Annotated in this window: 23 protein-coding genes, 2 tRNA genes, 1 other RNA gene and 1 pseudogene; 12 read left to right on the top strand and 15 right to left on the bottom strand. The window is 72.1% G+C overall.

Annotation, left to right across the window (positions count from 1 at the left end):
* Position 1: 1 nt before the first annotated feature.
* The 3 genes from DER29_RS33675 to deoD form a co-directional block, all read right to left on the bottom strand.
* Positions 2 to 469 carry a thioesterase family protein gene (locus DER29_RS33675; protein WP_121401710.1) on the bottom strand — a complete coding sequence of 156 codons (468 nt, stop codon included), beginning with the start codon at positions 467 to 469 and terminating at the stop codon, positions 2 to 4.
* Positions 466 to 1,104 carry a TetR/AcrR family transcriptional regulator gene (locus DER29_RS33670; RefSeq protein ID WP_121401709.1) on the bottom strand — a complete coding sequence of 213 codons (639 nt, stop codon included), beginning with the start codon at positions 1,102 to 1,104 and terminating at the stop codon, positions 466 to 468. Before DER29_RS33670 ends, DER29_RS33675 begins: the two co-directional genes overlap by 4 nt.
* 111 nt (positions 1,105 to 1,215) lie before the next feature.
* On the bottom strand, positions 1,216 to 1,923 hold the full coding sequence (deoD, locus tag DER29_RS33665; RefSeq protein ID WP_089003001.1) for a purine-nucleoside phosphorylase: 708 nt from the start codon (positions 1,921 to 1,923) through the stop codon (positions 1,216 to 1,218).
* Positions 1,924 to 1,998: 75 nt separating this feature from the next.
* Here deoD and DER29_RS33660 point away from each other — a divergent pair.
* Positions 1,999 to 2,085, top strand: a tRNA-Ser gene (locus DER29_RS33660).
* Positions 2,086 to 2,595: 510 nt separating this feature from the next.
* On the opposite strand, the gene DER29_RS33655 is transcribed toward DER29_RS33660, so the two are convergent.
* The 4 genes and pseudogenes from DER29_RS33655 to DER29_RS35875 form a co-directional block, all read right to left on the bottom strand.
* On the bottom strand, positions 2,596 to 3,870 hold the full coding sequence (locus tag DER29_RS33655) for a rod shape-determining protein MreC (RefSeq protein WP_121401708.1): 1,275 nt from the start codon (positions 3,868 to 3,870) through the stop codon (positions 2,596 to 2,598).
* A pseudogene (locus DER29_RS33650) lies at positions 3,863 to 4,382 on the bottom strand (SigE family RNA polymerase sigma factor). The gene DER29_RS33655 and the pseudogene DER29_RS33650 overlap by 8 nt, the downstream one beginning before the upstream one ends.
* A 40-nt stretch (positions 4,383 to 4,422) precedes the next feature.
* Complete coding sequence (locus DER29_RS36455; RefSeq protein WP_370040982.1) at positions 4,423 to 4,623, bottom strand: NUDIX domain-containing protein; 201 nt, start codon at positions 4,621 to 4,623, stop codon at positions 4,423 to 4,425.
* 202 nt (positions 4,624 to 4,825) lie between these two features.
* Positions 4,826 to 5,377 carry a DUF5872 domain-containing protein gene (locus DER29_RS35875; RefSeq protein WP_233600319.1) on the bottom strand — a complete coding sequence of 184 codons (552 nt, stop codon included), beginning with the start codon at positions 5,375 to 5,377 and terminating at the stop codon, positions 4,826 to 4,828.
* A gap of 214 nt (positions 5,378 to 5,591) precedes the next feature.
* Between DER29_RS35875 and DER29_RS35870 the strand changes: the two genes are divergently transcribed.
* Positions 5,592 to 6,140, top strand: coding sequence for a kinase (locus DER29_RS35870; RefSeq protein ID WP_233600318.1), 549 nt, complete (start codon positions 5,592 to 5,594; stop codon positions 6,138 to 6,140).
* Here the strand turns inward: DER29_RS35870 and DER29_RS33640 are convergent, their stop codons facing one another.
* The 4 genes from DER29_RS33640 to DER29_RS33625 all read right to left on the bottom strand — a co-directional run bounded on the left by DER29_RS33640 (position 6,141) and on the right by DER29_RS33625 (position 8,993).
* On the bottom strand, positions 6,141 to 6,671 hold the full coding sequence (locus tag DER29_RS33640) for a hypothetical protein (protein WP_121401707.1): 531 nt from the start codon (positions 6,669 to 6,671) through the stop codon (positions 6,141 to 6,143). It abuts the gene before it with no gap.
* Positions 6,668 to 7,282 (bottom strand): hypothetical protein, encoded by a 615-nt coding sequence (locus DER29_RS33635; protein WP_121401706.1) that lies wholly within the window; start codon positions 7,280 to 7,282, stop codon positions 6,668 to 6,670. The genes DER29_RS33640 and DER29_RS33635 overlap by 4 nt, the downstream gene beginning before the upstream one ends.
* Positions 7,283 to 7,869: 587 nt before the next feature.
* A complete protein-coding gene (locus DER29_RS33630) occupies positions 7,870 to 8,661 on the bottom strand; it encodes a sulfite exporter TauE/SafE family protein (RefSeq protein ID WP_199729678.1) in 792 nt (263 codons plus the stop codon).
* Positions 8,662 to 8,908: 247 nt separating this feature from the next.
* Positions 8,909 to 8,993: transfer RNA gene (locus DER29_RS33625), tRNA-Ser, on the bottom strand.
* Between the two features lie 82 nt (positions 8,994 to 9,075).
* Here DER29_RS33625 and ffs point away from each other — a divergent pair.
* Positions 9,076 to 9,165: signal recognition particle sRNA small type (gene ffs / locus DER29_RS33620), an RNA gene on the top strand.
* 107 nt (positions 9,166 to 9,272) lie between these two features.
* On the top strand, positions 9,273 to 12,095 hold the full coding sequence (locus DER29_RS33615) for a DNA polymerase III subunit gamma and tau (protein WP_121401705.1): 2,823 nt from the start codon (positions 9,273 to 9,275) through the stop codon (positions 12,093 to 12,095).
* A gap of 94 nt (positions 12,096 to 12,189) precedes the next feature.
* On the opposite strand, the gene DER29_RS33610 is transcribed toward DER29_RS33615, so the two are convergent.
* Entirely contained in the window at positions 12,190 to 13,263 is a 1,074-nt protein-coding gene (locus DER29_RS33610) for a DUF2332 domain-containing protein (RefSeq protein WP_121401704.1), read from the bottom strand.
* A gap of 159 nt (positions 13,264 to 13,422) precedes the next feature.
* Between DER29_RS33610 and DER29_RS33605 the strand changes: the two genes are divergently transcribed.
* The 7 genes from DER29_RS33605 (at position 13,423) to DER29_RS33575 (ending at position 20,614) form a co-directional block, all read left to right on the top strand.
* On the top strand, positions 13,423 to 13,731 hold the full coding sequence (locus tag DER29_RS33605; protein ID WP_233600326.1) for a YbaB/EbfC family nucleoid-associated protein: 309 nt from the start codon (positions 13,423 to 13,425) through the stop codon (positions 13,729 to 13,731).
* Between the two features lie 7 nt (positions 13,732 to 13,738).
* Positions 13,739 to 14,332 carry a recombination mediator RecR gene (gene recR / locus DER29_RS33600; RefSeq protein ID WP_089003014.1) on the top strand — a complete coding sequence of 198 codons (594 nt, stop codon included), beginning with the start codon at positions 13,739 to 13,741 and terminating at the stop codon, positions 14,330 to 14,332.
* Between the two features lie 320 nt (positions 14,333 to 14,652).
* Positions 14,653 to 16,317, top strand: coding sequence for an ABC transporter substrate-binding protein (locus DER29_RS33595; protein WP_121401702.1), 1,665 nt, complete (start codon positions 14,653 to 14,655; stop codon positions 16,315 to 16,317).
* 78 nt (positions 16,318 to 16,395) lie between these two features.
* Positions 16,396 to 17,400 (top strand): ABC transporter permease, encoded by a 1,005-nt coding sequence (locus DER29_RS33590; RefSeq protein WP_121401701.1) that lies wholly within the window; start codon positions 16,396 to 16,398, stop codon positions 17,398 to 17,400.
* Positions 17,397 to 18,353, top strand: a complete 957-nt coding sequence (locus DER29_RS33585; RefSeq protein WP_121401700.1) for an ABC transporter permease — start codon at positions 17,397 to 17,399, stop codon at positions 18,351 to 18,353. Before DER29_RS33590 ends, DER29_RS33585 begins: the two co-directional genes overlap by 4 nt.
* A 63-nt stretch (positions 18,354 to 18,416) precedes the next feature.
* Positions 18,417 to 19,514, top strand: coding sequence for an ABC transporter ATP-binding protein (locus tag DER29_RS33580; RefSeq protein WP_121401699.1), 1,098 nt, complete (start codon positions 18,417 to 18,419; stop codon positions 19,512 to 19,514).
* Positions 19,511 to 20,614: an ABC transporter ATP-binding protein gene (locus tag DER29_RS33575; protein ID WP_121401698.1), complete on the top strand. Its 1,104-nt coding sequence runs from the start codon at positions 19,511 to 19,513 to the stop codon at positions 20,612 to 20,614. The genes DER29_RS33580 and DER29_RS33575 overlap by 4 nt, the downstream gene beginning before the upstream one ends.
* A gap of 58 nt (positions 20,615 to 20,672) precedes the next feature.
* Here DER29_RS33575 and DER29_RS33570 read toward each other — a convergent pair whose 3' ends face one another.
* Positions 20,673 to 21,128 (bottom strand): hypothetical protein, encoded by a 456-nt coding sequence (locus tag DER29_RS33570; protein WP_121401697.1) that lies wholly within the window; start codon positions 21,126 to 21,128, stop codon positions 20,673 to 20,675.
* Positions 21,110 to 21,775 carry an HNH endonuclease family protein gene (locus DER29_RS33565; RefSeq protein ID WP_121401696.1) on the bottom strand — a complete coding sequence of 222 codons (666 nt, stop codon included), beginning with the start codon at positions 21,773 to 21,775 and terminating at the stop codon, positions 21,110 to 21,112. The genes DER29_RS33570 and DER29_RS33565 overlap by 19 nt, the downstream gene beginning before the upstream one ends.
* 108 nt (positions 21,776 to 21,883) lie before the next feature.
* On the opposite strand from DER29_RS33565, the gene DER29_RS33560 reads away from it, so the two are divergent.
* Positions 21,884 to 23,338, top strand: a complete 1,455-nt coding sequence (locus DER29_RS33560; protein WP_121401695.1) for an MFS transporter — start codon at positions 21,884 to 21,886, stop codon at positions 23,336 to 23,338.
* Positions 23,339 to 23,360: 22 nt separating this feature from the next.
* Here DER29_RS33560 and leuA read toward each other — a convergent pair whose 3' ends face one another.
* Entirely contained in the window at positions 23,361 to 25,112 is a 1,752-nt protein-coding gene (leuA, locus tag DER29_RS33555) for a 2-isopropylmalate synthase (protein ID WP_121401694.1), read from the bottom strand.
* Positions 25,113 to 25,329: the final 217 nt, after the last annotated feature.

The following is a 25,329-nucleotide window of genomic DNA, read 5'->3' as shown; positions in this document are numbered from 1 at the left end:
CTCAGGCACCCGTCGGGGCGGGCCGGAGCAGGGTCGCGGCCACCGCGCGGGCGGTGTCGGTCCACGGGGTGGGGCGCAGGGTCGCCGGGTCGAGCCGGACGATCGCCCGCGCGCCCTCCGCGTGCACCGTGCCGCCGTCCACCGACTGGAACCGGTAGGCGTACCGGGCGCTGCTGGTGCCGAAGTGGTCGAGCCAGAAGTGCACCGCCACGGGTCCGGTCCCGGTGACCGGCGTCCGGTAGCTGATGGTGAACTCGCGTACGGCGTGGAAGACGTCCGGCGCGCTGCGCCGCCCGCCCTGGAACGAGACGCCGTGCTCCGCCCAGTATCCGGTCAGGGCCCGTTCGAGCAGCACCGCGTACCGGGCGTTGTGCAGCAGGCCGAACGCGTCGAGGTCGTCGAAGTGCACCGCGACGTGCGCGACGTGACCGAACTCGGCGGCGGGCTGGTCGACGATGGCCTGGCTCATGAGATGCCTTCCGGTAGCAGGTTCGGATCGGGGCACAGTGCCCGCAGGCGGTTCAGCAGGCCCTGGCGGGCGTGCCGGTAGGCGGTGTCGGGGTCCAGCAGGCGGGAGCGCATCGCGGCGGTGATCCCGAGCGCGTCGATCTCGTACGCCAGCTGAGGGACGTCCACGTCGGCGGGAAGCTCGCCGGCGGCGACCGCCTCGCGGACGAGTTGTTCGAGGAACGCGGTCCAGCGGCCGAACACCTCGGCGAGCCGGTCCCGGACCGGGCCGGGACGCGCGTTGTACTCGAAGTCGGCGCTGGCGAAGAAGCAACCGCCGGGAAGCACCCGGGCGGCGAAGAAGTCGATCCGGGCCTGGTGCAGCGCCCAGAGCCGCCGTACGCCCCGGGGGGCACGCAGAGCCGGCTCGATGATCCGTTGCCGCTGCTGCTCGACCGCCCGGTCGACGGTGGCGAGCTGGAGCGCCTCCTTGGAACCCCAGTGCGCGAAGAGGCCGGACTTGCTGACGCCGAGGGTGTCGGCGAGCTGGGCGAGGGAGAGCCCGTGCAGGCCGACCTCGGTGGCGAGCACCACGGCGGCGTCCAGCGCGGCGGTGCGAGTCCGGTCGCCCCGCGCGACGCGTCCGTCGACTGTCATGGGCTGAGGCTAATGAATAAGAACGACCGTTCGTATAGTTTTCCCGCGTGACCGTGGTCACGAAACCGCCCCGCCGTCCGGGAGGACGACGGGGCGGCTGCCGAACGGAACTCAGGCGACGATCGTGTCCAGGGCGATCTCGACCATCTGGCTGAAGGTCTGCTCACGCTCCTCGGAGGTGGTCTTCTCGCCGGTCTTGATGTGGTCGCTGACGGTCAGCAGGGTCAGCGCGCGGGCCTTGAACCGGGCCGCGATCGTGTAGAGCGCCGCCGACTCCATCTCCACCGCCAGCACGCCGTAGTCGGCGAGGCTGTCGTAGAGGTCCGGGCGGTCGGTGTAGAAGGCGTCCGCCGCCAGGATCGGCCCGACCCGCATCGCGATGCCGCGCCGCTCGGCCACCTCGACCGACGTACGCAGCAGCCCGAAGTCGGCCACCGGGGCGTAGTCGATCAGCCCGTCGAAGCGCATCCGGTTCATGTTCGAGTCGGTGGACGAGCCGATGGCGGCGATCACGTCGCGCAGCCGCAGGTCCTCGGTCAGGGCCCCGCAGGAACCGACCCGGATCAGGCTCTTCACGCCGTACTCGTTGACCAGCTCGTGGGCGTAGATGGAGGCGGAGGGCATGCCCATGCCGGAGCCCTGGACGGAGACCTCGACGCCGTTCCAGCGGCCGGTGAAGCCCAGCATGCCCCGGACCGTCGAGTAGCACTGCGCGCCCTCGAGGTAGGTCTCCGCGATCCACTTGGCCCGCAGCGGGTCGCCCGGCATCAGGACCCGCTCGGCGATCTCTCCCGGCTTCGCGCCGATGTGCGTACTCATGGCAAGGATCCTGCCAGGCCGTCCCCGGGCATACCGGTTCGGCGTCCGAACCCGGGGTCATGTACCCTTCTCGGCGGTGGCGTGTCCGAGTGGCCTAAGGAGCACGCCTCGAAAGCGTGTGAGGGTTTACGCCCTCCGCGGGTTCAAATCCCGCCGCCACCGCTCATGAACAGCGCAAACGCCCGGCAGATCCGAGGATCGGCCGGGCGTTTGCGCTTACGCGCCCCCACCAAACGCCGGCCCCCGACGGCACCGACCTTTGACGGCACCGACCTTTGACGGCGCCGATCATGCAGTTGTGGTGCCCCGCGGATGGGGCGTATAGGGAGTTACTTCCCACCACAAGTGCATGATCGACGCTGCGAGAGGGGGCAGGCGTCGGGAAAGGGATCCCGGCCTGCTCCCGACAACATCGCCGTTGCCGGGCCCATCTCTCGTGCCTCAAGGACGACCCGGATGAGCACCGCTGCTCACCGCTCGCCTGCCCGCGACACCCGTCCGCACGTCGTGGACGAAGCCACGATCCGGCGGCGCAGCGCCAACCCCGGCGCCGCCGAGTACACCCTCTACGTGCGCACAAAAGGCTTCCGGCAGCGGCGCGGTCCACTACTGACCTGCAACCTGTTGAGGATGCGAGTCGCCTCCGCGCATCCTTGCGTGGGCGGGGCGCCGTCAGGGGGCGGATGGCGTCATGATCGACAACCTGGTCAGGTTGGCAAGGTCGGCTGTCGGGGTAAGCTCCACCGTGGTCGCGCCTGCCGCCTTGTCCGCAGACGCTCGCCCGATCGTGACAGCGCCAACCTGATTGCTTCGCTGGGACGGATCCGGCATCAAGACACGGTTGGTCTGGTAAATCTCACCGTCTGCGGGAACGCCTTCCATGACCAGCTTTCCGCCGGTGCCGCGTACGGAACCCGGAACATTACTGATATTCGTGTACACCTGGCCGGCGAATCCGGTGCTGGTAATGAGGTCGACAGTGGCTTCGCCGCGGACGGCATCGACTGCCGTTACGCGTCCGACCAAACCTTCGGCGACAACGGCTAGTTGCCCCTGCCTGACTCCCTGATCCTTCGGGAACGCCACGATTATCTGTTGGCCGTTCCTGCCGACTACCTCAGCGGGTACGGCCCGCGCGTCGCCGTCCACACCGTCCTCACCAGGCACCTCGAACATCTTCGTGAGGCTGGCGAACGGTCGCTTCGGCTTGATGAACCCCGCGATCGTCGTCGTCTGCGCGGTCGCAGCGAGCGGGAATCGTTTTACAACAAGGCGACTGGTCGGTCCGTCCGGTTCTTGTATCATTTCATTATCGACTGCGGTATTCGACACCCGCACCGCTGTCACGCCCGGCATGGCGAGGGCAATGGCATAGGTACCCGCAGGGTCATCACTAACCTCGCCGGCAGCTCCGGACAACCGTGGACTGACCAGACTTATCACCTGAGTCTTCACGGGGTCGGGCGCCGGCCGATCAACCCGCATCCGCAAGGCGTCCGCCGCGTTAAGATCACCGGTGAAGAACGCCAACCGCGCGTCGCCCTGCTTGTCGTATCCCTGCAGGACTACCACCGTCGAGCGCAGGCGTGGATGGCGCGTCGCGACAAGGGCCCGAACATCAGTGTGCGGGCCTGCCGAGTTGGCACGGTCCCAGACGCTGGTGGCCTCACGTACCAGGCCAGCGTCCACGTCTCCCGCCGGGGACCAGCCCAGGAACGGGCCATCCGGCGGCGGTGCAGCGAGTTGCGATGTGGGCCCGAATCCGACAACCCGAAACATCGTGACCAGCACCGCCAGGCATACTGCGGCCGCGGCTCCGGCGGCGATACGCCGCCGCCCGCGACGCCGGTCTGCCCGCCGCATGATCTTGCCTTCATAGCCCTCGGTCGGTACCACCGACTCGGCCAGATCCGCCAGGCCGTCACGCAACTCGGTCGTGTTATGCATAGCGCACCTCTTGATCAGCAGCAGCGTCGGCCTCAACCCACTGCTTACGAAGAGTCTGCAGACCCCTTGATGAAAGACTCTTGACCGTGCCGACCGAACAACCCAGTACGTGCGCTGTCCTGCTCGGACAGGTCCTCGTAGAAGCGCAGTACTACGGCGGCACGCTGTCGTGCTGGCAGCCCGTCCAACGCCCGGCGGAGCAAGTCCCGCTGTTCCACCCCCACGTACTCGTCGCGTGCCTGACGCTCCACCAGCCGACCCAAGGGCTGTTCCCACCAGGATCGGCGCCGCCTCCAGGTCACGAAGGTGTTGACTAGAATGCGCCGAACGTAGTGGTCGACGCATTCTGCGTGTTGCAGTCGAGACCACGCCACAACCGTCTTGGCCAACGTCGTCTGGACCAGATCCTCGGCTTTTCCTCGGTCTCCGCACAGCAGGAAGGCGGTCCGGAGCAGCGATCCGTAACGCGCCCGTACAAAGGCTGTCACCTCCTTGTCCTCGCGATCATGCATCAGCCACCCGCACCCTCAGCTTCAATCTCACGGCCACTACTTACGCTCTCGACCCCAGCAAACGTTGCCGTGACTCCGGAGATTTTTGACGATCGATTATCTCGACCCGCGGATCGGTGAGGGTGACGACCAGCCCGGTTTCCTCGGTCAGCTCCCGGGCCGCCGCGTCGGCTGCGGTCTCGCCCGGCTCGATGTGGCCGCCGGACAGCGCCCATCCGCCGCCGTCGCGGCGCTCGATCATGACGATTACAGGCTGCCGGTGGTGTCGGTGGCGGTCACCGCGGCGTTGGCCCACTGCGCCTCGCCCCAGTGTCCGAGGCGGTTGCGGCCGTAGCGGACGCGGGTGCGCTCGCCCGGGTTGACCGGCCGGCCGCTGACGACCCGGAACGGGATGGCGGCGGCGGCCTGCCGGGCGGACCAGTCGATGCGGGTGGGGTCGCCGGTCAGCGGCGGGTGAGTTCCGACTCCAGCCGCTTGATGAGCGTCTTGCGGGACTTGCCGTCGCGCTCGCGGCGCAGGGCGGACTTCAGTTGGCCCTTGTCGAGGCCGCGGACCAGCTTGGCCGCCTCGGCGACCGGCAACTCCGACAGCCGCTCGGCCGCGGTGACATTGCGGCGAGCGCGCTTGGCCGGTCCGGTGTTGGCGACGTACTGCTTGCCGGACTTCGATTCCTTCCGCTTCTTGGCGTCGGTCGCCCGCCTCTCCTTCTCGGAGAGCTCCTTCCAGGCCTGTTCGGGCAGATAGCGGCTGGTCTCGTCGCCGTGCCGCGCCCGGGTGTCGCCCTCCTTGGTCTGCCAGTGCTCGCCGCCCCAGCGCTGTAGGGACTTCTGCCGCTCGTCCTTCGGGCCGACGAAGCCCCCGCCGCGCCTCTTGTACTCCTGGGTGACCAGCTGCGACTTGCGTGCCGACCACTGTCCCGGGCGGCCGCCCTTGTCGGATGCCTTGACCTCTTCCTTGACCTGCTCCCGGAGTTCGGGCTTCGTGTACCGCGCCATGCCCGGCGGTTACCCGGCACTCCCGGGCCCATGCTTCCGTGGCTTCGGCTGCTCCCGCGAGCCTCCGACGGCTTCCGCAGCGCCGGCGACCCGCCGTGTGCTTCGCGCTCGGGCGGGCACGGGGGCGACTGGTAGCTTCCGAGGTTCCGGCGGCCCGGCCGGATGCCCTCGTCGAGAGGACCGGACAATGTCTTCCTCGGGTGGGAGCGCCGGCTTGAAGCGCGGCGTCGTCCTCTACGGCCCGCCGGCGGCGGGGAAGGACACCATCACCCGCTACCTGGGGGTGTTGGACCAGCGGTACGTCCTGTTCCCCTGCCTCGAAGCCGGGCCGGGCCGGACGAACGGCACCCGGACGGCCACCCCGACCGAGATCGAGGAACTCCGTCGGCGAGGCGAGATCGTCTGGGCGAGCCGGCGGCACGGGGCCGCCCACGTCATCGACCGGCCGGGACTCGCCGCGCGGCTCGCCGAGCATGTGCCGGTGATCCACCTCCGCCACGTCGAAGGCATCGACGCCGTCACCGGAGCCTTCCCCGACGCGCGCTGGCTCGTGGCCTTCGTCTGGTGCCCCCGGGAGATCGCCGAGGTGCGGGTCGGGCAGCGCGGCACCGGCGACACGGACGGCTGGGACGAGGTCCCGATCATCGGGCACGCGGACCTGACCATCAACACCCTCCTGACCGACCCGGAGGACGCCGCCCGGCAGATCGACAGCCGGGTCACCGCCATGGGTCAGCCGTGGTCAGGGCCGCCGGTCCCGTAGTCAGCAGGGGCTGTGGCCCTCGTGGAAGAGGCGCTGGGCCCAGTCGGCGTACCCGGCGATGATCTTCTTCACCGCCCGCCCGTCGTGCAGGAAGAGGTACGCCCGGTCGCCCTGCCGGGCGAGCAGCCCGTCGAGCCGGTACGTCCCCTGTGGAGCGTCCAGCTCCCGCACCGACGGGTAGCGGCTGCGGACCTCCTCGACCGGCATGCCGGCGGTGACTCCCTGCGGGGTGCGCGTCGCCTCGCCCAGCCAGAGCAGCACCAGCCGGTCGTCGACGAAGATGGGGCTGGTCGTGTCGTACCCGGCGAGCGCCGGGCCGCAGGCGTCGACGTCGGAGCGCAGGATGCCCCGCCGGGTCAGCTCGTCCTCGGTGTCGCCGAACTCCACGTCGCGCAGGCCGTTGAGGTCGACCACCTCGACGGCCCCGACGGGCCGACCGTCCAACCCGGACGACGGCGGATGTGCGCCGCTGCCCGAAACCCAGGCAGCCGTCGTCAGCGCGGCGATGAAGCCAAATTGTCGCAATTTCATGGAATCCCCCAGTCCCCAACGGGACCGGGCCGTTCAGGTTGCTGCCCGCCCGCAGATTGCCGGTTCTCCCACTCCTCGGCCAGTTCGTCCCAGTAGTCGGCGCTGAGCCGCCGGCGTCCGTGCGTCAGCCAGCCGGCGGTGTTCCGCTCGACGTGCAGGCCCAGCTCGGCGAACGGGTCGATCCATGCGCCGGGTTCCGCCCCGAGCCGGGCGAGCGCCGCGTTGAGCGGCCACTGGGCGCGCGGCCCGTCGAAGAGTCGATCGAAACCCGGCCCCCAGCTCACCTGGCCGCCGAGCCACACCACCGCCGACTGGTAGCCGGCTCCGCCGGCGAACTCCGCCTCCAGGTACGCGACCGGGCCCGACCGCGACCACCGTGCGAGGGCGTCGGCGAGGGGTGCCGAGAGCGACAGGTGGAACGGCTCCTCCGGCGACCGCTCCGCCACCGAGAAGTCGGGCAGCGCGCCGGTCAGCTCCTCGACGAGCTGCGGGGTGACCGGCAGTAGCGCGAAGTCCTGACGCAGCTCGCCCAGGACCGCGTGGTCGAGGTCGGCGGTCTGCTCGCGGAGCAGCTCGGCGTCCGCGACGACCGCGCTGAGCTGGTAACCCATGGGAGCCCTCCGCCGTCCACAGCCTGTGGATGGAACATGTGTACGACGAATGCCACCTCCGCCGCCCTCCGCACCGTACCGAATCGTCCCCTGCCGGCACCGCCCCGCGATTTGCGCTGTCGGCCCGTTCCGGGGCGACCTGCGCCCTTCGCCCGAAGGGCGCGGAGCCAAGGCGCAGCACCCGGCGCGACGGCCGGAGCGGGCCGGCCTCCGGGCCGCACCCGCCGGGCGTGGCCGGCGTCCGGGCCGCACCCGGCAGGCGCGGCCGTCGGGCGGACGGGGCGCGAGTGGAACACCACGGGTGTATCCCACGCCGGGAGACAACCATGGTGTTCCACTCGCGCCCCGCACCGGAGGCGCCTCTGCCGCTGCTCGCGAGTACCGCCACGACCGCGGCGCGCTCGCCGTCCACCTGGCGACCCTCCAGGTCGAGGCCGCCCCGAACAGCTCGCCGCGCCCCGGCGTGAGCCAGGCCCAGCTCGCCGGCCGCTTCCTCTCCTGGTCCGCCCGCGCCGATGACCACCCGCTGCGTCGCGCCTACCCGCCTCCCGGCTTCGCCATGGCCGAGCCTGCGCTCCGTCCGGCGGTCAGAGCAGCAGGTTGACCAGGGCGGCGAGCCCGACGACCACGATGATGGCGCGCAGCGCCACCGGCGGGAGCCGGCGTCCCCACCGGCCGCCGGCCAGGCCCCCCACCACCGAACCCACCGCGATCAGCAGCGCCGGCTGCCATGCCACGTTCCCCACCATGACGAACAGGACCGCCGCGACCCCGTTCACCAGGCCGGCGAGCACGTTCTTCACCCCGTTGACCCAGCGCAGGTCGGTGGAGAGCAGCACCCCGAGCAGCCCCAGCAGCAGCACTCCCTGGGCCGCGCCGAAGTAGCCGCCGTACACCCCGGTGCCGAAGACGCCGAGCAGCAGCAGCGGCCCCACCCGCCGTACCGCCTGACCGCCGGCCGACGACGCGCCCGCGTCGTCCGCGACCGGCCGCCGGCGGGCCAACGCCCGCGCCAGTCGCGGCTGCACCACCACGAGCACCAACGCCAGGACGATCAGCGCCGGCACGATGGCCCGGAACGCGCCGGGCGGCAGGAGCAGCAGCAGTACGCCGCCGGTGACCCCGCCGAGCACGGCGGCGACGCCCAGGCGGGCCAGCAGGCCACCGTGCCCGGCCAGCTCCCGGCGATAGGCGTACGCCGCGGAGAACGACCCTGGCACCAGCCCGACGGTGTTCGACACGTTCGCCACCACCGGCGGATAGCCGAGGGAGAGCAGGACCGGGAAGGTCACCAACGTGCCCGAGCCCACCACCGCGTTGATGGCGCCCGCCGCGACCCCGGCGGCCAGCACGGCCAGCCCTTCGGCGACGTTCAGCATTGCGTTCACTCGTGTCTGCGCTCTCCCCGGGCCGGTCGTCGCCCGCAGGTCGCCGCCGTCCGGTTGTCTCGCTGCCGGTTGCGGCTGTCAGCGTAGGGTCCGGGACCCGCCGGGCGATCGACGTGCGGTGGGGATCACGCCCGTGCGAGAGCGTCGGCGGGAGCGAACGCGACGAGGATGAGCGCAGAAACGGTACGAGGGCCGTCCCCCGATGGGGTCGGCCCTCGCGTTCGTGCTGCTCAGCGAGCGGAGGATACGAGATTCGAACTCGTGAGGGTGTTAACCCAACACGCTTTCCAAGCGTGCGCCCTAGGCCTCTAGGCGAATCCTCCGCAGACGAGGATACAGGTCCCCGGCGGGTGGGCCACCCCACCACCCCCTGAAGATCGACGCGGCGTCGGGTAGGGTTGGCGGTACCTCCCGTGCGGCGGTATCTCGTGAACCTCCCCAGGGCCGGAAGGCAGCAAGGATAAGCGGGCTCTGCCGGGTGCACGGGAGGCCTTTTTGTCTCCGGGGCCCGGTAACGTCCCTGCGGGTCAGGTCACGGGGTGGTGGGTGGTCACCCGCGCCCGACCGGCGCAGAATGGCTCGGTCGAGAGGAGGCGGGACGAGTGGCACTGGCGCTCTACCGCAAGTACCGGCCGCGTACCTTCGCCGAGGTCATCGGGCAGGAGCACGTCACCGAGCCGCTGTCGCAGGCGCTGCGCAGCGGGCGGCTCAACCATGCCTACCTCTTCTCCGGCCCACGCGGCTGCGGCAAGACCTCCAGCGCCCGGATCCTGGCCCGCTCGCTCAACTGCGAGCAGGGCCCCACCCCGGAGCCGTGCGGGCAGTGCGACTCGTGCCGCGAGCTGGCCACCGACGGCGGCTCGATCGACGTGCTGGAGATCGACGCGGCCAGCCACGGTGGCGTCGACGACGCCCGCGAGCTGCGCGAGAAGGCGATCTTCGCGCCGGCCAAGAGCCGCTTCAAGATCTACGTCATCGACGAGGCGCACATGGTCTCGTCGGCCGGCTTCAACGCCCTGCTCAAGCTGGTCGAGGAGCCGCCGGAGTACGTCAAGTTCATCTTCGCGACCACCGAACCGGAGAAGGTCCTCGGCACGATCAAGTCGCGGACCCACCACTACCCGTTCCGGCTGATCCCGCCGAAGGTGCTCCGGCCCTACCTGGAGCAGCTCTGCGAGGCCGAGGGCGTCGCCGTCGAGCCGGCGGTCTTCCCGCTGGTGGTGCGCGCCGGCGGCGGCAGCGCCCGGGACAGCCTCTCCGTGCTCGACCAGCTCATCGCCGGGGCGGGGCCGGAGGGGGTCACCTACTCCCGGGCCGCCGCCCTGCTCGGCGTGACCGACGCCGCCCTCATCGACGAGATGTGCGACGCGCTGGCGGCCGGGGACGGCGCGACGGCGTACGCGACCGTCGACCGGGTCGCCGAGGCCGGGCACGACGCGCGCCGGTTCGCCTCCGACCTGCTGGAGCGGCTGCGCGACCTGATCGTGCTCCAGCAGGTGCCGGACGCCGCCGCCAAGGGCCTGATCGACGGCCCGGCCGACCAGATCGAGCGGATGGCCGCCCAGGCCCAGCGGCTCGGCCCGGCCACACTGTCCCGCTGCGCCGACATCGTGCACAACGGCCTGGTGGAGATGCGCGGCACCACCGCGCCCCGGCTGCTGCTGGAGCTGATCTGCGCCCGGATGCTGCTGCCCGGGGCCGACGACAGCACCGGCGGTCTGCTCCAGCGCCTCGAACGCATGGAGCGCCGGCTCACCCTCGCCGGCACCGACGCGCCGCCGGCCGCCGCCGGCCCCGCGCCGGTCGCCGCCCCTCCTCCCGTACGCCCCGAGCCCGCCCCCGCCACGACCGCGACTGACCCGGAGCCCGCCGGCCCGCCGGCGGCTGCCGGCGCTCCGTCCGGTGCCGCGGCTGCCCGTGCCGCGGCTCTGGCCGCCGCCGGTTCCCCGGCTGCCAACGGTTCCCGGGCGGCGGAGGCCGCCCCGGGCGCCGCCGAACCGGTGGGTGCGCCCGCCGGTGGCCCGCCCGCCGATGCTCCCGCCCGTCGCCAGGTGCCGCCCTCGGCGGTGATGCCCGACCCGGCGACCCCCGCCCCGCCCCGCCCCGGCGCGGCTGCGACGGGCAACCTGGACGCCGTCGCGGTGCGCCGGGTGTGGCCGGACATCGTGGCGAAGGTCAACCGGATCAAGAAGCCGGCCGCCGCGCTGATGCGCGACGCGGTGGTCCGCGACGTGGACGGCGACACCCTGGTGCTGACCGTCAAGTCGCCGGTGCTCGCACAGATGATGGGCAACCACACGTCGGTGCTGGCCGAGGTGCTGTACGAGGAGTTCGGCGGCCGCTGGCAGATCCGCTGCGAGGTGGCCGGCGAGCGGGGTGGCGCGTCACTCGGTGGCTCGTCCCGTCCCGCCGCGCCGGCCCGCCCGGCGTCCCCGCCGCCGGCAGCCCCCGCCAACCAGGACCGAAGCGGTACCGGCAGCCCGTCCGGTGCCGGCCCCTCCGGCGGCCCGAGCGGCCCAGGCGGCGTGAGTGGTCCGAACGGCCCGAGCGGCGTGAGTAGCCCGAGCGGCCCGAATAGCGCGGCCGGCCCGAGTGGCCCGAGCGGCCTGGCCGGCCCGAACGGACTGGCCGGTCCGGATGGCCTCAGTGTCGCGGTCGGCGGGCCTGGTGGCGCGAGTGGCGCGGGTGGTGCGGGTGGTGCCGCTGCCGACCAGGTCGGGGCGACCCGGCCCGCCTCCGGCGCTGGCGCGTCGGGGCTCGGCGGTGCTCCCGCCGCCGACGCGGCCGAGGACTGGCCCGAGCCGGCCCGCCCGGGTGGCGCGGCCGGGAGCGCCGAGGACTGGCCGGAACCGGCCCGCCCGGGTGGCGCGGCCGGGGGCGGCGACGACTGGCCGGAGCCGGCTCGGCCGGGCGGCACGTCGGCCGTCACGTCGACCGGCGGCACGGCAGCCGCCCCGACGGCGACCGGCCTGCCCGGCGCGGCGTCGACCACCCGGCCGGCGAGCGCCGCCACGGCGTCGGCGACCGCCACGCCCGCCGTACCGAAGCCGGCCGGACCGTCGGGGGCGCCGCAGCAGGCCGCGCCCGCCGGCCCCCCGGTGAGCAGCGCGATCGCGGCGGCACGGGCCGCTGCGGCGGGACGCGGCCCGCGTACCGGCCAGCCGGTCCGGAAGACCGCGGACGCCGACTGGGCCGGCGAGCCGCCGTACGACCCGGACTTCGACGGCCCGGTGCGCGGCGGCGGGGGACGCCCCGGCGGCGCCCGGCCGGCGGCCCCGAACTTCGAGGGCTTCGACCCGGGCGACGAGCCGCTGGACGAGGTCATCGACGAGCAGACCGCGCGGGAGTCCAGCGAGGAACAGGCGGTACGGCTGCTGCGCGAGGCCTTCGGCGCCGAGAAGATCGACGAGGTGGACGCCCGCTGACCCGCTGCGGCGGATCTTGGTAGGAGACGGCCCCTCCGGGGGCGCTTCCGCACCAAGATCTCCACGGGGGGTGCGCCCCGCCGGGCAGGAGGGGTCAGGCGGGCCAGGCCGGGAGGCCGTGGGGGTGTGCCTCCGCCAGCAGGCGTTCCGGGCCGGTGCCGAGCCGGGCGCGGAGCTGGAAGTCGTCGCGGGCCTCGCGCGGGTGCGGCTCGAAGGACACGTGGGCGACCGGCGCGTCGGCGCTGCCGGCGGCGGCCAGCCGGTCCAGCTCGGCGGTGACCCGCGCCCACTCCTCGGCCGGGACGTACTGCCGCATCACCGAGTGCCACACCACCGTCAGCGTGCCGGGGCGCGGGGTGATCCCGGCGAGGAAGTCCGCCGCCCCCGCCGCGACGACCCGGGCCGGCAGCCGCCCGGCCAGCTCCAGCGCGCCGGCCAGCCGGGCCGCGCGGGCGGTGTGCTCCGGCCAGAGGTACGCCCGCAGCGCGAGCGCGCCGTCGGGGTCGCCCGGGTCGATCGGGGTGACGTCGCAGCCGAGCCGCTCCACGACGGTCAGCTCGGGGTGCGCCCCGGCGGCTTCCCGCAGCCAGTCGGGCGCCCCGCCCCGCCAGGCGTCCGGCAGCCGTACGGGGGAGTCGGCCGGCCCCCAGGCGAAGCCGGCGGCCTCGACGCGGAACCGGTCGGCGCGCAGGTTCAGCCCGGCGCTCGCGCCCAGCTCGACGAGGCGCACCGGCAGCCCGCCCACCTCGTGGACGGCGTGCAGCAGGCCGGCCAGCAGCAGGTTGGCCCGGCCGGTCTCGTTGGTCTGGGGCGGCCGGCGCAGCCAGCCGCGCAGCGTGTCGTGCTCGGCCTCGACGACCGCCCGGAACGCGGCCCAGCAGGCGGGGGCGTCCGCCGCCCGGTACGCCCCGCCCGCGCTGGGGTAGTACCGGGCCAGCTCCGGCGCCCGGCCGGAGAGCACCAGCGCGTGCACCCCGCCGAGCAGGCGTAGCGACACGAGGGCGTCGGGGTCGGCGTCCTCGTACCCCGTGATGACGGTGGCGCACGGGCCGCCGGCGCGCACGTCCCCGGCGGCGCGCGCCAGCAGGTGGGCGTAGAGGGCGGCGGCCATGTCGGCGCAGGCCCGGGCCTGCCGTTCCATGGCCGCCGCGGCCTGTTCACGGGGCATCCGCCACCTCCGTCCGGTCGGTCCCGTGATCGTGCGCCCGGACCCGGCGGGAGCAAAGCACCGGGCGGGGCGAGTCCGCTCACAGCGGATAGGCTGAGCGGCGGCCGAGCAGACGAGTGCGAGAAGGAGCCATCCGTGCGCCCAGGTGGACAGCCGAACATGCAGCAGATGCTGAAGCAGGCGCAGAAGATGCAGCAGCAGATCGCCAAGGCGCAGGCCGAGCTCGCCGAGGCGGAGCTGACCGGCACCGCCGGCGGTGGCCTGGTCACCGCGACCGTCGCCGGCACCGGCGAGCTGAAGTCGATCAAGATCGACCCGAAGGCGGTGGACCCGGAGGACGTGGAGACCCTGGAGGACCTCGTCGTCGCGGCCATGCACAACGCCGCCGAGGCGGCGCGGGAGCTGACCGAGAAGAAGATGGGCCCGGTCACCGGCGGCATGGGCGGCCTCGGCCTGCCCGGTTTCTGAGCGGCAGATGTACGAGGGTGCCATCCAGGACCTGATCGACGAGCTGGGGCGGCTGCCGGGCGTGGGCCCGAAGAGCGCCCAGCGGATCGCCTTCCACGTCCTGTCCGCCGACCCGGCCGACGTCAACCGGCTGGCCGGGGCGTTGCGCAAGGTCAAGGAGCTGGTGCGGTTCTGCACCAGTTGCTACAACGTGGCCGAGTCCGACCGGTGCCGGATCTGCCGCGACCCGCGCCGCACGGACGAGGTGCTCTGCGTGGTCGAGGAGCCGAAGGACGTGGTCGCGATCGAGCGGACCGGCGAGTTCCGGGGCCGTTACCACGTGCTCGGCGGGGCGATCAATCCGCTGGAGGGGATCGGGCCGGACAACCTGCGCATCCGCGAGCTGATGGCCCGGCTCAGCGACGGCACCGTGCGGGAGCTGATCCTGGCCACGGACCCGAACACCGAGGGCGAGGCGACCGCGACGTACCTGGCGTTGATGGTCAAGCCGATGGGCATCTCGGTGACCCGGTTGGCGAGCGGCCTGCCGGTCGGCGGCGACCTGGAGTACGCCGACGAGATCACGCTCGGCCGCGCCTTCGAGGGCCGGCGCGCCGTCTGACGTTTCCGCGATGGTCGGCACCCGATCGGGGTGCCGACCATCGTCGTACGGACACTGTCGGATCCACTGTGGGGTCTGACATCGCAGCGATGCGGGCGACGATCGATGTAACAAATCGGCATCGGTCAACCCGGACATAGCGCCCCTTTGTCGGCGGTCCGGAACTGCCGCTGAGGCGGTGCGCATCGGTTAAGACACGATCCGGTACCAACCGGTTCCACGACGGTTTCCCGCCGGTCCGAACGGCGGCTAAGGTCACGGCGATCGGTGACCCCTGTCACCACGATTGTCCGTAACCCCAAGGACGAGGTGAAGCACCCATGCGTGCATCCAGGCCGAAGGTCGCCCTCGCGGCCGTCGCGGTCGCGGCCCTCGCGGTAGCAGGCTGCGCCGAGAGCGACCGCGATGACAGTTCCGGCGGTAGCAAGAAGGACACCCTCGTCTTCGGCGTAGCCGGAGACCCGAAGGTGCTCGACCCGAGCTTCGCCAGCGACGGTGAGTCGCTGCGCGTGGCGCGTCAGGTCTTCGAGACGCTGGTCCGTCCGGAGGAGGGTGGCACCAAGGTCACCCCCGGCCTGGCCGAGACCTGGACCCCGGACGCCGCCGGCACCACGTGGACCTTCAAGCTGCGCTCCGGCGTGAAGTTCCACGACGGCACCGAATTCAACGCCGAGGCGGTCTGCAAGAACTTCGACCGCTGGTACAACGCCAAGGGCCTCATGCAGAGCCCCGACGTGACCCCGTACTGGCAGGACGTCATGGGCGGCTTCGCCAAGAACGAGAGCGCGGACCTGCCGCCGAGCCTCTTCAAGTCCTGCACCGCCAAGGACGCCACGACCGTCGACCTGGCCTTCACCCGGGTCTCCAGCAAGATCCCGGCCGCGCTGATGCTGCCCTCGTTCTCGATGCACAGCCCGACCGCGCTGGAGAAGTACGACGCCAGCAACGTGGGCGGCACCGCCGAGGACATCAAGTACCCGGCCTACGCCACGGCGCACCCGACCGGCACCGGCCCGTTCAAGTTCAAGTCCTGGGACGTCGCCAACAAGACGCTCACCATCGAGCGCAACGAGGACTACGCCGGCACCAAGGCCAAGCTGAAGACCCTCATCTACAAGACGATCTCGGACGAGAACGCGCGCAAGCAGGCGCTGCGCTCCGGCGACATCCAGGGGTACGACCTGGTCGGCCCGGCCGACGTCGAGCCGCTGAAGGGCGAGGGCTTCAACGTTCTGACCCGCCCGGCGTTCAACATCCTCTACCTGGGCATCAACCAGAAGGGGAACCCGAAGCTCGCCGACGTGAAGGTCCGCCAGGCCATCGCCCACGCGCTGAACCGGCAGGCTCTCGTCGACTCGAAGCTGCCCCCGGGCGCCAAGGTCGCCGACAACTTCATGCCGGACACCGTCGAGGGCTGGAACGGCGACGTCACCAAGTACAACTACGACCCGGCGAAGGCGAAGGCGCTGCTGGCCGAGGCCGGCGCGACGAACCTGACCCTGCGGTTCCACTACCCGACCGAGGTCACCCGGCCGTACATGCCGAACCCGAAGGACATCTTCGAGCTGCTCTCGGCGGACCTCAAGGCGGTCGGCATCAACGTCCAGGCCATCCCGCTCAAGTGGAGCCCGGACTACCTGAACGCCACCACGTCGGGCGCCAAGCACGACCTGCACTTCCTCGGCTGGACCGGTGACTACGGCGACGCGTACAACTTCATCGGCACCATGTTCGACCGGAAGAAGGACGAGTGGGGCTTTGACAACGCGGCTCTGTTCGCCCAGTTCCAGGACGCCGACACCACCGCTGACGCGGCGGCCCGGACCGAGAAGTACAAGGCCCTGAACAAGGCCATCATGGACTTCCTGCCCGGTGTCCCGGTGTCGCACTCGCCGCCGGCGATCGTGTTCGGCAAGGACGTGACCGGGGTCAAGGCGAGCCCGCTCACCGACGAGCGGTTCTCCACCGCCGAGTTCAAGTCCTGATCTGACGCTCCGAGTCGTGGGCGGGCGCTGTTTCGGCAGCGCCCGCCCACGACCCTCCGTACCCCTTTCGAGGCCGCCGTGTTCCGGTTCATCGTCAGACGCCTGCTTCAGCTGATACCCACGCTGTTCGGGCTCTCCCTCCTGCTGTTCATCTGGCTCCGCCGACTGCCCGGCGGTCCCGAGACCGCCATCCTCGGTGAGCGCGGGACGCCCGAGATGCGCGCCCAGATCCGGCGCAACATGGGCCTCGACGAGCCGATCCTGGTGCAGTACGGCCGGTTCGTGCGGCGGCTGATCCGCCTCGACCTGGGCACGTCGACCTCCACCAAGCGGACCGTCGTCACCGAGTTCGTCGAGCGCTTCCCCGGCACGGTCGAGCTGTCCATCACCGCGATGCTGATCGCGATCGGCGTCGGCATCCCGCTGGGCTACCTGGCGGCCCGGCGCCGCGGCCGGATGCTGGACCACCTCTCGGTCGGCGGCTCCCTGATCGGCATCTGCATCCCCGTCTTCTTCCTCGCGTACGTGCTCAAGGCGATCTTCGCGGAGAACCTCGGCTGGTTCCCGGCGAGCGGCCGGCAGGACCCGACGCTCGGGGCGACGCGGATCACCAACTTCTTCGTCCTCGACGGGATCATGACCCGGGAGTGGGACGCCGCCGCCGACGCGCTCTGGCACCTGGTGCTGCCGGCTGTCGCGCTGGCCAGCATCCCGCTGGCGATCATCGTCCGGATCACCCGCGCGAGCGTGCTGGAGGTCCTCAACGAGGACTTCGTCCGCACCGCCGAGGCGAAGGGCCTGACCGAGAGCACGGTCCGGCGCCGGCACGTGCTGCGCAACTCCATGCTCCCGGTGGTCACCTCGATCGGCCTGCTCACCGGCGGCCTGCTCTCCGGCGCGGTGCTGACCGAGACCGTCTTCGCCTTCAGCGGCATCGGAGCCTTCATCTACGAGGCGATCAGCCAGCGTGACTATCCGGTCCTGATGGGCTTCATCCTGATCATCGCGGTGGTGTACGTGCTGGTGAACCTCCTGGTCGACCTCTCCTACAGCCTGATCGACCCGAGGGTGAGGGTCCGATGACGATCACCGGCGGCACCAAGAAGGAAAAGATCGACCGGCTCGCCGAACTGGCGGCCCGGGAGGACGAGCGCGGCGTCAGCCTCTGGAAGGAGGCGTTCCGCCGGCTGCGGCGCAACCCGGCGGCGATCGTCGGCGCGGTGATCCTGAGCCTGTTCCTGCTGGTCGCCATCCTCGGGCCGTTCTTCGTCCCGCACCCCCCGGACGCCCAGCTCTGGAAGAGCGAGATCCGCCTCGGCGACTTCCCCGGCTTCCGTGGCGAGAACTGGTTCGGCGTCGACCACATCGGTCGCGACGAGTTCAGCCGCATGATCGTCGGCGCCCGGCAGACCCTGCTGGTCGGCGTGGTCTCCACCCTGATCGGCCTCGCGGTCGGCTCGCTGATCGGCGGGGTCGCCGGCGCCGCCGCCGGCCTCGGCGGCCGGTGGGGCCGGGCGGTCGACAACGTGCTGATGCGCTTCGTCGACATGCTGCTGGCCATGCCGAGCCTGCTGCTGGCGATCAGCATCGCCGCCCTGCTCGGCGCCGGTCTGACCACGGTCATGATCGCGGTCGGCGTGGTGTCGGTGCCGGTCTTCGCCCGGCTGCTGCGCGGCTCGATGATCTCCCAGGCGAACAGCGACTACGTCCTGGCCGCCGTCTCGCTGGGCGTGAAGAAGCCGAAGATCGCGCTTACCCACGTGGTGCCGAACTCGCTCGCCCCGGTCATCGTGCAGGCCACCCTCACCCTGGCCACCGCGATCATCGAGGCCGCGGCGCTCTCCTTCCTCGGCCTCGGCAACAACGACGCCTCCATCCCCGAGTGGGGTGTGATGCTCGCCGACGCGCAGCAGTACCTCGACTCCGCGCCCCGGCTGGCGATCCTGCCCGCCCTCGCCATCATCGTCACCGCGCTGGGCTTCACCCTGCTCGGCGAGGCGATGCGCGAGGCACTCGACCCGAAGCTGCGGAAGTAGGGCCGGTGAGCGCGAGGAGTGAGCTTGCGAGCCCCGCAGTCGCGAACGAAAGGCGGGCCCGACATGGCTCTGCTTGATGTCGAAGATCTCTCCGTCACCTTCGCCCGGCGCGGTCAGCGCACCGTGCACGCCGTCGACGGGGTCTCCTTCTCCGTCGACGCGGGCGAGGTGGTCGGCCTGGTCGGCGAGTCCGGCTGCGGCAAGAGCGTCACCTCGCTGGCGATCATGGGTCTGCTGCCCAAGCAGCCGGGCCTGCGCGTCGGCGGCAAGGCGGTCTTCGACGGCACGGACCTGCTCCAGCTCGACGACCGGTCCCGGCGGGACATCCGGGGTCGCGACGTCGCGATGATCTTCCAGGACCCGCTCTCGTCGCTGAACCCGGTGATCCCGATCGGATTGCAGGTCACCGAGGTGCTCACGCGGCACCGGGGGATGAAGGGCGCGGCGGCCGAGAAGGAGGCGGCGGCCCTGCTGGACCGGGTCGGCATCCCCGACCCGAAGCGGCGGCTGAAGGAGTACCCGCACCAGCTCTCCGGCGGCATGCGGCAGCGCGCCCTGATCGCGATGGCGGTGGCCTGCAAGCCCCGGCTGCTGATCGCCGACGAGCCCACCACGGCGCTGGACGTCACCATCCAGGCGCAGATCCTGGAGCTGCTCAAGGAACTGGTCCGGGAGTCCGGCACCGCCCTGGTGATGATCACGCACGACCTGGGCGTGGTCGCGGGCATGTGCGACACCATCAACGTGCTCTACGGCGGCCGGGTGGTGGAGACGGCCCGCCGTCGCCCGCTGTTCCGCGAGCCCCGGCACCCGTACACCGTGGGGCTGCTCGGCTCGGTGCCGCGCCTGGACGCCGGGCGCGGCGAGCGGCTGAACCCGATCCCCGGCTCGGTCCGCGACCTGCTGCCCTGGCCGGAGGGCTGCGCCTTCGCGCCGCGCTGCACGCGGCGGATCGACGAGTGCGTGGGGGAGCCGCCCGCGCTGGTGCTCGCCCACGACGGTCGCAGCTACCGTTGCGTCAACCCGGCGCCGGTGCCCGGCACCGTGCCCCGGCCGGCCGCCACCAGCACCGCCCCGGCGCAGGCGCCGGCCGCCACCGCCCCGGCGGCGGAGGCGACCGCGGGCCCGGTGCCCGCACCGCGCGAGGAGGAGAAGCCGTGACCGAGAGCGAATTCCTCGTCGAGGTCCGCGACCTGAAGGTGCACTTCCCGATCCGGCGGGGGGTGATCCTCGACCGGACGGTCGGCCACGTGAAGGCCGTCGACGGCGTCGACCTGAGCATTCCGCGCGGCAAGACGTACGGCCTGGTCGGCGAGTCCGGCTGCGGCAAGTCGACGCTGGGCCGGGCGCTGCTCCAGCTCACCCCGCCCACCGGCGGCGAGGTCCGGTTCGACGGCGTCGAGCTGACGAAGCTGTCGTCGGGCAAGCTGCGGTCGATGCGCCGCCGGATGCAGATGATCTTCCAGGACCCGATGTCGAGCCTGGACCCTCGGCAGAACGTCGAGTCGATCCTCACCGAGGGCCTGCAGGCCCACGGCATCGGCGGCAACCGGGACGAGCGGCGGCGGGTCATCGGCGAGACCCTGGACAAGGTCGGCCTGCCCCGCTGGGCGCTCTCCCGCTATCCGCACGAGTTCTCCGGCGGCCAGCGGCAGCGCATCGGCATCGCCCGGGCGCTGGTGCTCGGGCCCGACCTGATCGTCGCCGACGAGCCGGTCTCCGCGCTCGACGTGTCGATCCAGGCCCAGGTGGTGAACCTCCTCGACGACCTCCAGGACACCCTCGGCCTGACCTACCTGGTGATCGCGCACGACCTCGCGGTGGTCCGGCACATCTCCGACACCGTCGGCGTGATGTACCTGGGCGCGCTGGTCGAGGAGGCGCCGAGCGACCGGCTCTACACGGAGCCGATGCACCCGTACACGCGGGCGCTGATGTCGGCGGTGCCGGTGCCGGACCCGGACGTGGAGGACCGCCGCGAGCGCATCCTGCTCGCCGGCGACCTGCCCTCGCCCGCGAACCCGCCGGCGGGCTGCCGGTTCCACACCCGCTGCCCGTGGGCGCAGCCGACCCGCTGCGCCGACGAGCGGCCCGCGCTGCGGGACGTCGGCGGCAGCCGGGTCGCCTGCCACTTCGCCGAGCGGATCGCGAGCGGGGAGTTGCGCCCGCACAAGGTCAGCGTGCAGCTCACCCGCCCGGTCGGCGAGGGTGAGGAGCCGCACACCGTCTCCGCCCCCAACGAGCCCGGCTCGTACGTCTGAACCCGCGTCGCGGACGCGGCCCCTCGACGGGGCCGCGTCCGGGCGGGCGGTCGGTGGGTCAGCCCTCGGGACGGTGCAGCAGGGCGACCGCGATGCCGTGCACCGCGTCCAGCCCGGCCGGGTCGGCCAGCGCCACGCTGCCGCCGCTGACCGTGTACCACTCGTCGGCGTCCTTGTACTGCACCGTCAGCGTCGCCCGGCCGTCGGCGTACCCGGTGCGCAGGGTCAGCTCGCCGGTGACCACCCCGACCTCGTCGGTCATCACCCCGCCCGGGCCGGGCACGACGTCGGCCGTCAGCTCCCGCGCGGCGGTCGACGTGCCCTCGGCGTCGGCGGCCATCCCCGCCCCCGGCACCCCGGTGGTCGTGCCGGCAGCTCCGTCCGCCGTCATGCCGGCCGTGGCCGGGCCGGCCGGCGCGCTGCCGGTGGCCGCCGCCGCGTCCTCCCCGGTGGCGTCCGGCGTCTGCTCCGGGGCGGGGGTGGCCCCGGCTCCGGTCACGGCTTGCTCGCCCATGTGCAGCCCTCCAGCATGTCGGTCAGGGCGGCCTTCTCGGCAGTGGTCACCGTGAGCCGCCAGTGGTGCTTGACCGTCACCCAGTTCTCGGCGTACTGGCACCAGAACGACCGGTTCGCCGGCTTCCACTGGGACGGGTCCTGGTCACCCTTTGCCCGGTTCGAGGAGGCGGAAACCGCGATGAGCTGCGGCCGGTCCAGGTCGTTGGCGAACTCGCCCCGCTTCGCGTCGTCCCACTCGTCGGCGCCCGAACGCCACGCGTTCGCCAGCGGCACCATGTGGTCAATGTCCACGTCGGACGGGTCGGTGAAGGCGCGGCCGTCGTACACGCTCTCCCAGCGGCCGTCGACCACGTTGCAGCCGGAGAGCTTGATGTCCTCCCCGTCGCGCTTGAGCACGCTGTCGCGTACGTCGCAGTTCTTGCCGGTGTCGCGCCAGTGCGGGAAGCGCTCCCGGCTGTAGCCCTTCATCGACCCGGCGGTGGCCACGGTGAGCTGGGTCAGCTTCTGCGCGGCGTTGCCGCCGCCACCACCGCTGCTCGGCGCGACGTCCGGCTCGTCGACGGCGACACAACCGGCCGCGCCGAGCGCCAGCGCCGCCGCGAGCGCGGCCGTCACCGCGGCGCGCGGTCCTGATCTGGTACGCACAGACGACACCTCTCCAGCTTGCGGGCTCCCGGCGATCCCGCACAGTACCCGGGCCCGGTTTCGGCGATTCGTGGCGTCTCTCATATCGCGCGGGGCAGATTGGACGCCATGACCGAAACCACCCCCGCGCTCCGGCTGGGCACCGTGCACGGACGGGGCACCCTGCTCGCCGCCGTCCTCGCCTCAGGCATGGTCTTCCTGGACACCACCGTGGTCAACGTGGCGCTGCCCCGTCTCGGTGCGGACCTCGACGCCACCGTCGCTGGTCTGCAGTGGACGGTCAACGGGTACCTGCTGATGCTCGCGGCCTTCGTCCTGCTCGGCGGCGCGCTCGGCGACCGCTTCGGGCGGCGGCGGGTCTTCCTGCTCGGTGTGGTCTGGTTCACTCTCGCGTCGCTGCTCTGCGGCCTGGCCCAGGGCACCGAGTGGCTGGTCGCGGCCCGGTTCCTCCAGGGCGCCGGGGGCGCGCTGCTCACTCCCGGCTCGCTGTCGGTGCTCCAGGCCAGCTTCCACCCGGACGACCGGGGCCGCGCCATCGGCGCCTGGTCGGGGCTGTCCGGCGTCTCCACCGCGCTCGGCCCGTTCCTCGGCGGCTGGCTGATCGACGCGCTCTCCTGGCGGTGGATCTTCTTCCTCAACCTGCCGCTGGCCGTGCTCGTGGTGCTGGCGGCGCTGCGCTGGGTGCCGGAGAGCCGGGACGAGGCCGCGTCCCGCACCGGGGGGCCGGGGCGGCACCGCCGCCGGTTCGACGTGGCCGGCGCGCTGCTCGGCGCGCTCGCCCTGGCCGGCGTCACGTACGCGCTGATCGACGCCCCCGTCCGGGGCCTCGACTCGGTGCCGGTGCTCGCCGCCGCGCTGGCGGGCGTGGCCGGCGCGGTGGCCTTCGTGCTGGTCGAGCGGCGCCGGGGGGACGGCGCGATGCTGCCCACCGGCCTGTTCGGCAGCCGGCTCTTCTCGGTGCTGAACGTCTTCACCGTGCTCGTCTACGCGGCGCTCGGCGGCTTCACGTTCTTCCTCGCCGTCTACCTGCAGAACGTGGTCGGCTGGTCGGCGCTGCTCACCGGGGTCGCGCTGCTGCCGATGACGGTGCTGCTGCTGGTCGGCTCGGCGCGGGCGGGCGCGCTGTCGGCGCGGATCGGGCCGCGGCTGCCGCTGACCGTCGGGCCGGTGGTCGCCGCCGCCGGGCTGGTGCTGCTGCGCGGCGTCAAGCCCGACGCGTCGTACTGGCGGGACGTGCTGCCCGGGGTGGTGCTCTTCGGGATCGGGCTGACGCTGGTGGTGGCGCCGCTGACCGCCTCCGTGCTGGCCGCGGTCGACGACCGGTTCGCCGGTGTGGCGAGCGGCTTCAACAACGCGGCGTCCCGGGCGGGCGGCCTGCTGGCGGTGGCGGCGCTCCCGCTGCTGGTCGGGCTCTCCGGCTCCGGCTACGCGCAGCCGGCCGCGCTGACCGACGCGTACCGGGGCGCGATGCTCTGGTGCGCCGGCCTGCTGCTGGCCGGGGCGGCGATGGCGGCCCTGCTCATCCACCGCCCACCCCGGCGCCGGGAAGGGCGCCCTGCCTGAACGGGGTGCCCTTCCCGGCCCGTCAGGCGCGAGCGCGGTTGACGGCGCTCGTCACGGCCTTCACGGAGGCGGTGACGATGTTGGCGTCGGTGCCGACGCCCCAGACCGTACGACCGTCCACCTCGCACTCCACGTAGGCGGCGGCCTGCGCGTCCCCGCCGGAGGAGAGCGCGTGCTCGTGGTAGTCGAGCACCCGTACCGCCACGCCCACCGACTGGAGCGCGTTGACGTACGCGTCGATCGGGCCGTTGCCGACGGCGGTCAGCGAGCGGGACTCCCCGCCCAGGCCGATGCGGGCCTCGATCTCGACCTTGCCCTCGGCGGTGCCGATGGCGTAGCCGTCCAGGGTGAGCGCCGGGTCGACCTGGTGGTCGAGCAGGTAGTGCGTGGCGAAGATCTCCCACATGGTGCCCGGGTCGACCTCGCCGCCGTCGTGGTCGGTGACCTGCTGCACCACGCCGGAGAACTCGATCTGGAGCCGGCGCGGCAGGTCGAGCTGGTGCTCGCTCTTCATGATGTACGCGACGCCGCCCTTGCCGGACTGCGAGTTGACCCGGATGACCGCCTCGTAGGTGCGGCCCAGGTCCTTCGGGTCGACCGGCAGGTAGGGCACCGCCCAGGTGTGCTGGTCGATCGGCACCCCGGCCGCCGCCGCGTCCTTGGCGAGCGCGTCGAAGCCCTTCTTGATCGCGTCCTGGTGGGAGCCGGAGAAGGCGGTGTAGACCAGGTCGCCCGCGTACGGGTGGCGCTCGTGCACCGGGAGCTGGTTGCAGTACTCGACGGCGCGCCGCACCTCGTCGATGTTCGAGAAGTCGATCATCGGGTCGACGCCCTGGGAGAAGAGGTTCAGCCCCAGCGTCACCAGGTCGACGTTGCCGGTGCGCTCGCCGTTGCCGAAGAGGCAGCCCTCGACCCGGTCCGCGCCGGCCAGCAGCCCCAGCTCGGCGGCGGCGACGCCCGTGCCCCGGTCGTTGTGCGGGTGCAGGCTCAGCACCAGGCTGTCGCGGCGGGGCAGGTGCCGGTGCATCCACTCGATCGAGTCGGCGTAGACGTTCGGCATGGCCATCTCGACGGTGGCCGGCAGGTTGACGATCAGCTTGCGGTCCGGGGTCGGGTCGATGACCTCGATGACCTTGGCGCAGACCTCCAGCGCGTACTCCAGCTCCGTGCCCGTGTAGGACTCGGGCGAGTACTCGTAGTGGATGTCCGTGTCCGGGGTGTGGATCTCCGCGTACTTGCGGCAGAGCCGCGCGCCCTGGGTGGCGATGTCGGCGATGCCGTCGCGGTCCAGCCCGAAGACCACCCGCCGCTGGAGCGTGGAGGTCGAGTTGTAGAAGTGCACGATCGCGCGCCGCGCGCCGCGCAGCGACTCGAAGGTGCGGTCGATCAGGTGCTCCCGGCACTGGGTGAGCACCTGGATCGTGACGTCAGAGGGGATCAGGTCCTGCTCGATGAGCTGCCGCACGAAGTCGTAGTCCGTCTGGCTGGCCGAGGGGAAGCCGACCTCGATCTCCTTGTAGCCCATCTGCACGAGCAGCTGGAACATCCGGCGCTTGCGCTCCGGCGACATCGGGTCGATCAGCGCCTGGTTGCCGTCGCGCAGGTCCACCGCGCACCAGCGCGGCGCGGCCTCGACGTGCCGCGTCGGCCAGGTGCGGTCGGGCAGGTCGAGCCGGAACTGCCGCTGGTACGGCTGGTAGCGGTGGTACGGCATCCGGCTGGGGCGCTGCCGGGCGATCGGATCGGTCTCAGCGTCGGTGACGGGTTGAGCCATGACGGAGTGCTCCCTGGAACATGTGGCGTCAGCAATCGGAAGGTGTCGGCCAGGTGCCGGGCGACGGTGCCCGGGCGGTTGCCGATGGGAAGTTCGGATGTGCTGGACGGCGCGGTTCGACTCCGCGACGAGGTGCCGGCCTTCAGGCCTCGTCGCGGCGACCAAGGAGAAGGTACGCCCGCCACATGACCAGGTAACCCTACGTGCCGGGCCGGGG

Origin of the sequence: Micromonospora sp. M71_S20 (assembly GCF_003664255.1) — a bacterium.
Lineage (GTDB): Bacteria > Actinomycetota > Actinomycetes > Mycobacteriales > Micromonosporaceae > Micromonospora.
This window is presented reverse-complemented; position numbering and strand designations above follow the sequence as displayed.